This window comes from Allobosea sp. P1_B10 (genome assembly GCF_056406735.1).
On record NZ_JBFTZP010000029.1, the window covers coordinates 1 to 9,618 of the forward strand.

At 58.4% G+C, this 9,618-nt stretch carries 11 protein-coding genes and 1 pseudogene; 11 read left to right on the plus strand and 1 reads right to left on the minus strand.

All coding sequences use genetic code 11. From position 1 onward, the window contains the following. The 5 genes and pseudogenes from AC1D2L_RS25430 to AC1D2L_RS25450 form a co-directional block, all read left to right on the plus strand. A pseudogene (locus AC1D2L_RS25430) lies at positions 1-439 on the plus strand (hypothetical protein); the annotation flags it as partial. A gap of 467 nt (positions 440-906) precedes the next feature. Further along, positions 907-1,512 (plus strand): outer membrane protein, encoded by a 606-nt coding sequence (locus AC1D2L_RS25435; RefSeq protein WP_476848685.1) that lies wholly within the window; start codon positions 907-909, stop codon positions 1,510-1,512. A 232-nt stretch (positions 1,513-1,744) separates the two neighbouring features. After that, on the plus strand, positions 1,745-2,101 hold the full coding sequence (locus AC1D2L_RS25440; protein WP_476848686.1) for an HdeA/HdeB family chaperone: 357 nt from the start codon (positions 1,745-1,747) through the stop codon (positions 2,099-2,101). Between the two features lie 75 nt (positions 2,102-2,176). Next, on the plus strand, positions 2,177-2,971 hold the full coding sequence (locus tag AC1D2L_RS25445) for an SOS response-associated peptidase family protein (protein WP_476848687.1): 795 nt from the start codon (positions 2,177-2,179) through the stop codon (positions 2,969-2,971). A gap of 526 nt (positions 2,972-3,497) precedes the next feature. Then, positions 3,498-3,854: a hypothetical protein gene (locus tag AC1D2L_RS25450; protein ID WP_476848688.1), complete on the plus strand. Its 357-nt coding sequence runs from the start codon at positions 3,498-3,500 to the stop codon at positions 3,852-3,854. A gap of 204 nt (positions 3,855-4,058) precedes the next feature. On the opposite strand, the gene AC1D2L_RS25455 is transcribed toward AC1D2L_RS25450, so the two are convergent. After that, on the minus strand, positions 4,059-4,601 hold the full coding sequence (locus AC1D2L_RS25455) for a hypothetical protein (RefSeq protein ID WP_476848689.1): 543 nt from the start codon (positions 4,599-4,601) through the stop codon (positions 4,059-4,061). Between the two features lie 11 nt (positions 4,602-4,612). Here AC1D2L_RS25455 and AC1D2L_RS25460 point away from each other — a divergent pair, with 11 nt between their 5' ends. The 6 genes from AC1D2L_RS25460 to AC1D2L_RS25485 form a co-directional block, all read left to right on the plus strand. Then, positions 4,613-4,822, plus strand: coding sequence for a hypothetical protein (locus AC1D2L_RS25460; RefSeq protein ID WP_476848690.1), 210 nt, complete (start codon positions 4,613-4,615; stop codon positions 4,820-4,822). Beyond that, positions 4,819-4,995 (plus strand): hypothetical protein, encoded by a 177-nt coding sequence (locus tag AC1D2L_RS25465; protein WP_476848691.1) that lies wholly within the window; start codon positions 4,819-4,821, stop codon positions 4,993-4,995. Before AC1D2L_RS25460 ends, AC1D2L_RS25465 begins: the two co-directional genes overlap by 4 nt. Next, entirely contained in the window at positions 4,992-5,270 is a 279-nt protein-coding gene (locus tag AC1D2L_RS25470) for a hypothetical protein (RefSeq protein WP_476848692.1), read from the plus strand. Before AC1D2L_RS25465 ends, AC1D2L_RS25470 begins: the two co-directional genes overlap by 4 nt. 446 nt (positions 5,271-5,716) lie before the next feature. Further along, positions 5,717-6,829 carry a glycosyltransferase family 2 protein gene (locus AC1D2L_RS25475; RefSeq protein ID WP_476848693.1) on the plus strand — a complete coding sequence of 371 codons (1,113 nt, stop codon included), beginning with the start codon at positions 5,717-5,719 and terminating at the stop codon, positions 6,827-6,829. A gap of 427 nt (positions 6,830-7,256) precedes the next feature. Then, the gene (locus AC1D2L_RS25480) at positions 7,257-8,987 is read left to right on the plus strand and encodes a hypothetical protein (protein ID WP_476848694.1); all 1,731 of its coding nucleotides are present in this window, start codon (positions 7,257-7,259) and stop codon (positions 8,985-8,987) included. A gap of 476 nt (positions 8,988-9,463) precedes the next feature. After that, positions 9,464-9,618 (plus strand): transposase (locus AC1D2L_RS25485; protein ID WP_476848510.1); only part of this gene is annotated, 155 nt, incomplete at its 3' end.

The following is a 9,618-nucleotide window of genomic DNA, read 5'->3' on the forward strand; positions in this document are numbered from 1 at the left end:
CTCTCAGAGCCTCTCAGAGCGGCCAATTCCGGTTTCTGGTATTTCCAGGACTGTCATCCTGGTCAAGCCGTTCGAGAATTTGACGCGCAGCGCCGATGTCGCGATGGTAGCGACACAGCTATCTGACGAGGTCATCACAGCTCTTTCGGCAAAGCAAGGGTTGGCAATTTTCCCGAGCGTGAGCTCAGATGGTGCCGTGACACCATCTCAGACAGGCACTCGCCGCGGGAAAAAACGGTACTTGCTGCAAGGGGCGATCCGAGAGGTGAAGGACAAGATCAGGATCTCGATCCGCCTGGTGCAAGCCGACACGGGCCAGATCGTATGGTCCAATATTTACGACTCTGACCTCGCATTTAGCATCAACAACGAGGCCGACATGGCATCGAAGATTTCCGCGTCAGTGAGCCAGGCCGTCCAACTCGCGAAAGCACAATAGACGGCGGACCCAGATGCATCCTCGAATGCAGTCACAGATCTTCCATTCTCGACGTTCCGGACCTTTGGCGCGTCAGGAGTTGGCTTGGGTCGCACTCGCGAGGCTTCGAAGGTTGATCACGAGCCACGCGCAGGCTAAAAACGCGCACATACCAACGTCATACAGTCAAATTCTAAAGTACCCACGCGATTGAGTGCCGAATTTTCAGATTCCACCCAAGTGATGAAAATAACACTTCTCTCCTGATTTTGGTTCCCTTCGTCAGCAATTGGTGTTCGTTTGCTTTCTGCTAAACGATTCCTGTGCAACCAATAAATGGCTGACAGTGCATGGAGGAGGATCTCATGCGTCTACGCCTTGTATCCACTGCTATAGCAACATGCCTTGCGACCTCGGCTTTCGCGGCCGATCTTCCGAGTCGCGCGCCGCCCGTCGTCACGTATGCACCGGTGTTTACTTGGACCGGATTGTACGTCGGCCTAAATGCCGGCGTGGGATGGGGTGATTCAGGAGGCGTCATCGTCACGGGCCCGACGGCTATCTCGTCGGCCTCGTTGGGTGGCGGCAGCAGCGACGGGCGGTTCGTCGGCGGTGCCCAGATCGGCTATAACTGGCAATCTGGCGCAATCGTGTACGGCCTGGAGACCGACATCCAGTATGTCGATGCCGGGGGTGGCGGTGTCGCCTGGGGCCCCTATAGCTGGTGGGGCGGCGGGGGCAGTGGCGATGGCGCCTATTTCGGCACCGTTCGCGCCCGCCTGGGCTACGCCTTCGACCGAACCCTGATCTACATCACGGGCGGCTTGGCCTATGGTGGCCTCAACACTAACCCGATCACCGGAAACTCCACGAGCAATACCGGCTGGACCATCGGTGGCGGTGTCGAATATGCCTTCACCAACAACTGGACCTTCAAGGTGGAGGGACTTTACGTTGATACCGGCGAGGGAAGCGAGACACGTACCTTTATTAACCCGGTAGGCGGAGCCCTTCCGGCGGGGGTCTACACCGCGACAACCGGCGGTGGTGGCGGTGCCGGGCTTCTTCGCGTTGGCGTGAACTACAAGTTCTGAGACCGACACAAGGACCTCAAAGCAGCCCGGCGCTTTGCTCCGGGCTGCTTTGACCGGAGCCGACCCGACCACTGGAGGAGACGGATTAGGCGGACCGGCCCTCTCCCATTAGCCGTGCGCCGCGCTGGCTCTCCCGCATAGAACGCGCCCACTTTGTCCAGACTAGACACCGCATCATTCATGTAGTCGCGTATAGCGCCCCCTTAACCGCCGCACATTGAAGGAATAGACTATGAAAACGATCATCATAGCCACGGCAATGTTTATCGGATTTTCAATATCTAGCGCAAAAGCTCAAGTTGAATTAAAAACTTACGCCGACTCTAATGGTTACCTCAATGTACAGAAGCTGACTTGCGCCCAACTTGCGGGCACTTTTCAAGAAGACGCCAACCTCCTTACGACATGGTATAGTGGCTGGTACAATGGACTCGGCAAAAAGCATTTTATTAACATCGCGCGTGCCAAGGAAGCCGAGCACGAGATAATCGTTTTTTGCAAGGCGAACCCGCGCGTCACAGTCATTAAGGCGATTGGCTCGGTGTTCGACAAGATGCGCAAGGAACGTGGCATCGTCCTCGCCAAATGACGGCTCGTCGACTCCCACGAGATCCGCAGAGAGTCGATAGCTGACGGACAGCTTGCAGTCGGCTAGCCTGCCGGGATGTGTAATCTCTACAGACACACCCGGAACGTCGAGGCGATGCGCAAGCTGTTCGCGACGTTCGACGATGCCGGCGTCAACATGCCATCGCAGCCGGGGATATTCCCGGACTATCAAGCGCCGATCATCCGCAATGAGGGCGGGGCGCCACGGCTGGCGATGACCCGCTGGGGCATGCCCAGTTCGAAGCAGGCGATCTACCAGGCCGCAACCAAGCGCGCGGACAAACTGCGTGCGAAGGGCAAGGATGTCGACTTCAACGAGTTGTTGAAGGTCGAGCCTGACGGCGGGACGACGAACGTCCGCAATACCTCATCCGCGCATTGGAAGCGCTGGCTTGGCATCGAGAGCCGCTGCCTGGTGCCTTTCACGTCCTTCAGCGAGCTCGACCATGGCTCCAAGCAGGATGTCTGGTTCGCCTTTGGCGAGGAGCGGCCCACGGCCTTCTTCGCCGGGGTATGGGCGCCGCAATGGGAGAGCGTCCGCAAAATCAAGACCGGCATGGAGACGATCGACCTCTATGCCTTCCTGACGACGGAGCCGAACGCCGAGGTCGGCACAATCCATCCAAAGGCCATGCCGGTTATCCTCACGACGCCGGAGGAATGCGAGGCGTGGATGACGGCGCCATGGGATCAGGCAGAAGTCTTCCCCTTACAGCCACGCGCCCTACCGAGGGCCATATTCCCGGCAGCGCATAATAGCAGCTGGGCGGGCGCCGCCGGCGCAACGAGCGCGGCAGCCCTTCTGGTGCGGTTCAAAGTCATACGAAACCTTCTCCGCAATAAGCGCTAGGTCACGAGCGTTCCAGCGTTTTGTAAGGTCTGATTGTCGGGGCCTATCTAAGCAAATAGTATAGCCATCCAATGCTGTAGCCCAGAAGCGCAAGTATCGCGATCCAAACCAATAGGAGTAGAAACAGCACTGCATTCCATCGGTTTTCGCGTGCTTTGTCGCTTTTCGCGGAGCTAATCGCTCCAAACTTTCGATTAGGGGAAGTATTTTCATTGTCAGGAATGCCGCTCATGGCGACGTCCTTCAACAGGTGCTCGATCTCACTCTAAAGATGCTTCGCGGCGGCGCCAATCGCGTTGACGCGCCGAGTAAACTCCTCCGCATCGAAATGGTTGCGCCCCTAGGGAGGGATTGTGAGCGGGGGTCGACGGAGCGCTATAATCTGCCGGGAAGGCGCATCCAAGCCTCCGCAGCCTCTATCAGCATGATCATGCGAGCATGCTCTGGGCTGCCTTCAGGTGCGCCATGACATTTCCTGATCAGCGATACCGCAGCCTCAAACTCGGCAACGGTTCTGACTGCGATATTGACCATTGCTCAGTTCTTCCTCAGCGCGCTATCCACCTTGGAATCTATCAAAACAATGGCTAGCGTCGCCATGTCATTCGACACAGGGGGACGCTATGCCTTTTCGAACCGTGTCGCTGAACCCGAGGAACTGGCCAAACTAGGCGCGGCGTTCGATGCAGCTTGGTTGGGCATCAACGACGCCTCAACAATTGGCGCGACCGCTCAAGCGGCGGCCAGAGAGCGCTTGGGCTACATCATAGTTGACCTGTGGAAAGCCGATCCAGAACAGGATCTGGCTGCGCGCGCAGTAGAGCAGTTCATTGCGGTAGCAGAGGAGCTCCCGAACTTGGATAAAATGGAAAAGGCAAAATAAAAGCGGTCCGCAATATGATCCATGAGGCCGCGACGATCCCAGCCCCTCCGGCGTCTTCGCCATACGGTTTCACTAGCTGGTTCGAAGCTGCGGGTATCAAGATGTAGACTGGGAAATTCCATATCGGATCTGTAGGCGCCCCCCCGCCAGTTCGACTAAAATTGAGCTGCCGACGTCCTAATCAGCGGCAAAACCGCTGGCCTCCTATCCTACCCAGCCAAATTTCTTCATCGTCCATCCATCGTTCCAAATCTTGTCCATATGCCGAATCTTGTCTCCGTCAAATTGCATGACGTAGACGTATTCGGCGTCGACGCTCTTGTTTGTTGCGGGCACAGGACCGCCCTCTCCCGTGTGAATGCCGTGCAACACTGCAAAAGCAATTACACTTCTTCGAGCCTCGTCAGTCGCAAATGCTTTGATCTCGTATGATCCATCGACAAAGGTTAGAAGGCCCTTCATCCACTCCACGTACTCTTTGAGGGTTTTGATTCCTGTCAAAGCATCGGCCTGAACTGAGAAGGTGGCATCATCAACGCAATAGATATTGCACGCCTCCCAGCCTTCGCCCCTCTCGCAGGCATCGAAAACCCGCAGCACGGCCAACCCCGCTTCCGCAGTCTGGCGGATGCGCTCAAGCTGGATTGTGATGTCGATGATGGAGGGCATAACGGGGAGGATGGGAGCGATTGCCTGCTCCCGCTGCTCGACCGTCCGAGGGCGGATCTCGTGCACGGTTTCGGTCATCATGCGCTCGCGTGCATGGTCGGCTGGGGTTCGAGCTTCTGCACAAGACCAAGGCCGAACTCATCGCCACGGCTAGCGCCGACCTTCAGGCCGCCAAGGGCATCCAAGAGCGGCTGCAAGGCACTCACGCCACCTTTGCCCAATGGGCGAACGTCGTCGGCACGGCAGAGGCGCGGATGCTCTGCGCGCTGGCCACGATCCAACAGGGAGATGCCTCATGAGCCCGGCCCGGATCTCGGCCCGCCGATCGAAGGGCAAGCCCGCCCGCGTCACCTACCGCGCCAAGCCTGTGACGCTTCCAACCTTCAGCTTCTACGGCCACCGGCCCGTCATCTACAGCGATGGGGAATTGCTGATCGGCCGCCGTGTCATCCCCATGGAGCGCCGCTCATGAGCCACGCATTCAGCCCCGCCGCCGCAACCCAGCCCGATCCGGCCTTGCTCTGCGCCGTTGGTGAGACGCTTGCCCAGGTGCTCGCGAGCAATCGCCATCTGGCGGCAAACCCTACGGTCAACTTCCACGCTCGGCGCCGGATCGAGAGCGTCATCGCCGGGCTAGTCGAGGCGCTGGACCGGATCGATAGCGACTGTGATCTGGAGGAAGGCTGCGACGCTGAAATTGTCTGCGAAGACGAGGGCGCTCAGTACGATGACGAAGGCCACCGGTGAAGCGGTATCGCTGACGCCGAAGGGATCGAGGGACAGGGTTTCGGTGGGTTCGCTGAGCAACTGCACTCATGCAGGTGAAAACCTGCCTCGCAAAAAGGCCGTTTGAAAATGGGCCCGCACCCTGAGGAGCCGTTCCGGTTAGGATGACGTCTCGAACGCTCAGGGCGCAGGGCTCAGGGATTCTCCAATGGCCTCTGAGCTAGACAGGTGTCTTGGTTCTCCGATTAGTGAAATTCGATCAGGCATCAGTAGAACGAGTTATTGTTAAGATATAGGCCTAGATAACGCCATTAGTTGCCGGTTAATTGTCATTATTTCGCTGAAGTCGACACTTTGCCTTTGGCGCTGAATTGGTCGCGCGTGAAAATTAGTTGTAGCCCCAATGGGCAATGGCGCATTTGCCTCTGCTCCGTAAGGTGAAGCGCTGCCAGAATTTGGGGGCCAACATGTCAGAAACTGCTGATTTCGCACCTACGGACTTGCGGGCCAAATCGCAAATTGTGCCGCCGCCATCGACAGCTGACAATCACTATCCGGCTGGGGCGGCGCTGGGGCGGGCATGTGACCCGAGCGAAGTTCCGATTCTATCGATTGTCGCGCCTTGCTTTAACGAAGAAGGGTGCATCGTCGAATTCTATCGAAGGGCATCGGCGGCGGCGCGAGCATCCGTTGGACCTTCGTTCGAAATCATACTGGTCAATGACGGATCACGAGATCAGACCGCAAGCTTGCTCCATGAACTCGGAAAGACGGAACCGGCCCTTATTGCCATCAACCTGTCGAGAAATTTTGGTCACCAGCGCGCGCTTAGCGCCGGGTTAATGTACAGTCGCGGCGAGCGGGTGCTTATCATCGACGCCGATCTGCAGGATCCGCCCGAGTTGCTGGCGGAGATGATGCAATCCATGGATGACGGGGCCGATGTTGTCTACGGACAACGGCGCAGCAGAGCCGGCGAGACTTGGTTCAAGCTCGCTACCGCCAAAGGCTTCTATCGCATCCTCAGCTATCTCGCTGACATCGATATACCGCGTGCTACCGGCGACTTTCGATTGATGAACCGTAAAACAGTCGACGTTTTCAATAAATTTCCAGAACAGTTCCGCTTTATCCGGGGCTTGATCAGCTGGATCGGCTTCGACCAACGCCCAATATTGTATGATCGTGCGTCTCGCATGACCGGCGAGACAGGCTACACATTTGGCAAAATGCTCAGACTCGCAGTCGATGCGGTGACCAGCTTCTCAGTCGTCCCACTTCGTCTCGCCTCGTACCTTGGTTTTCTGGGCGGGCTCGCCGGTGTTCTCCTGCTCGCCTATTCGATCGGTTCTTGGTTCTTCGGCGCAACCGCACAGGGCTGGACAAGCCTTCTTTCGATCATCCTGGTCATGGGGAGCATGCAGATGATCGTGCTTGGTATTATGGGAGAATACGTCGGGCGTCTCTACCTCGAGAGCAAGGCACGGCCCCTCTTCGTCGTGAAGGACGTACTTACTTACCATCCGAATGTGGCGTCCGATGCGCAGAAGGCTCCCAGGAACGTGCACTGCCATTCATGAAGCTCGCTGGGCGGCGCATCGTTGCGGTCGGACCCAAGGTCGCAACGGGCAAATCATGTCTTACATGACGGGGAGCTGCGCCCTCAATGTGGATGAAAATACAAGGGTGCGATGCTCCCATCCCGGGCCGCCGCTGAGTTCACGACGTTTTGCCGCGTCAATGGCGGCGACTTCATGATCTCGACCGGTGCGTCTCGCTCGGGGCGGTTTTGATCGGTGCCGCAATCGACAAGCTTCTCGCGCTACGAGCCGCGATCGAGGGGAAAGTCGCTTTCTATAGGCTGTGGGTCTTCCGCTGAGCGCAAGGCCCCGATGGACCCGATATGTAGCTGCGCTTGAAGAACTGAGCACAATCGGCGGAGCCCGGCTTTGCATGTCAACGCGCCTTGGACGCGCCGCGTCGCTGCTACGACCGAGGGACATTCCGATGACACAGCTAACCTATATGGGCGCGCGAGACGAAGTCGGCCTTCGCATGCGGCTCCAATGGGCAGCCCGGGTCGCTTTCGTTCCCCTGATTGTGCTCTGTATCACCTTGGCAGCGTTCGCCATTTGCCTGCTGGTACCGGCCCTCCCTGTTGGGCGAAACACGGAAGATTTCATCGCTGTCCTCGAAGGAGCGCGACGTATCGCGCAGGGCTTGAGGCCCCATGTCGACTTTCCGTTGCCCCATGGCCCGATGCCCCTCTACCAGGCAGTTTTCCCATACCTCTTCCGCTACGATGCAGCGAGTTTCCTACTCTATCAATGGATGGGCTGGCTTCTCGTTCTGCCTGCGCTGGTTCCAATTGCCAAGGCTCAGCCGACCCTGCTGCGCGCGCTGTTTGTAATCGCATTCGTCGCGCTCTCGACATTGATCCCCATGATCGTCGAGTACGACAACGGACCTGAGATTAGCTATCATGCCAGCTACAACCGGCTCACGGCGGCGCTTCTCTGTCTGCTTCTTGTCTGGATATTCTCCCCGCGCCACCGCGGCTGGGGACAGGCGCTGCTCATCGGATATGTGCTGGCGCTGCTCGCGGCGACGAAGGTCACGGGCTTCGTCGGAGCAGGCGTCATGCTGGCGATATTCGCCGTTCTGAGCGCACCGGCACGCGTCACAGTCCTTCGGGCTTTCGCCCTGTTGCTCGCGATTTTCATAGTTGCGCAGGTTCTAACGGGCATCCCGAAAGCTTATTTGAACGATATCCAGATGATGTTGAGTCTGAACAAGGGAGGCATGGCCTATGCTGCCACCGCGACGGCAGCCCGCAACATTGTCGTCGTCGCAGCCACTTTCGCCGTTATCATTTCCGTCATGCCCCGTTACAGGACAGAAGCCCGAGATTCCTCTCGGCCACTTATGAAGCGCTTGCCAGCCATTGGCCGTTCGTGGCGGGCGGTGCTGTTGCTGGCGGCTGCCCTCTGCATGATAATACTCGTCGAGAGCCAGAATACCGGCAGCATCGGCCTCGCGGCAATAGCCGCTGTCGTTGTAGGCAGCCTTCCGCGCGCGCGCAGCTCGGCGATGTTTCGTTCGGCGGCGCTCGCAGCTCTTTGCGTCGCCGCGGTTGGCCCGTGGATCTCCAGCATTACATTCCGGGGGATGAACATCATCGGGCGCCAGATGCCCGACCTTGTCGCGGTCCCAGCCGTGGCCCAGTTGCTCCCGAGAACTGGGGTTCCACGCGCAGTGTCCGCGCTGGCAGATGACTACATGCAAATCTGGCAGGCGACCCTTCGCTCCGAATCCCCGGTGACACTGAGCAAGGCCTGGATCGATGCTGGCGAGCGCAATCAGCACGCCATGTTCGTGGCCCGAGCGCTGTTGGTGGGGGAGGCGGCCGAAGCCGCAATTCGTGCCGGTCTGATCAACCCACATGTTCATGTATTCACGGCTGGTGAGACCGAGCTGTTCGCCCCACTGCTCGGGTCCCCTCCCCTGCGTGGCATCAACACCTGGCATAATGACCGCTCATCGCTGCGGATGTCGAACGACCGACTTCGCGAGTATCTCGCTGGCGTCGATCTCGCTTTCAGAACCCGATGCGGCTTGCCGACTGCCCAGGCAAAGGAGGCAGAAATCTTCGCCCAAGCGCTCGCACCGGACTTCGACATGATTCTACTCACCCCCTGCTGGGAAGCATGGCGGCGCAGAATTCGCGCTGCCACCTGATCCTTGACGACGTAGCAAGGCTTCAGCATTGCGGTCGAAAAGGCCCGACTTCAAAAAACCGGAACCGAGAGCCGGTCAGCAACGTCATCGAGCTCGCCAGACTTGAGGGGTCGCGGAAAGGCAAATGGGCGGCGAGGCAGCTTCATACCCAGCCATCCGGCCACGGCCGCTTACGGCCAACGGAACGATCAATGAACCAGACGTGCAATTTGCTTGGCCCTACACCGTGCGGTGATGCTTCTGGCTGCCACGTAGGCCGAAGAGACGAAAACGGACAATCTGCTCACGAAGATCAGTGCCTTGACAAACAATGGCAGCGGTTGCAAAGGCCGCCTGACCGGCACGACGTCTATACCGCCCGTCGTACTACCCTTACGAGGTACCGCGCAGTGAGAGCTGGCTCGGGAAAACTGGACATCGTGGGTAGGTGGATTTTCGGCCTGAACGCGGCATGATTGTCGTGAACAGGAGCGGATATGACGAGACGCGTGCGCCGGAACCACAGCCCGGTTTTCAAAGCGAAGGTCGCTTTGGCGGCGATCAAGGGCGAGAAGACGCTGGCCGAATTGGCTCAGCAGTTCGACGTCCACCCCAACCAGATCACGCAATGGCGCAGCCAACTCCTTGAAGG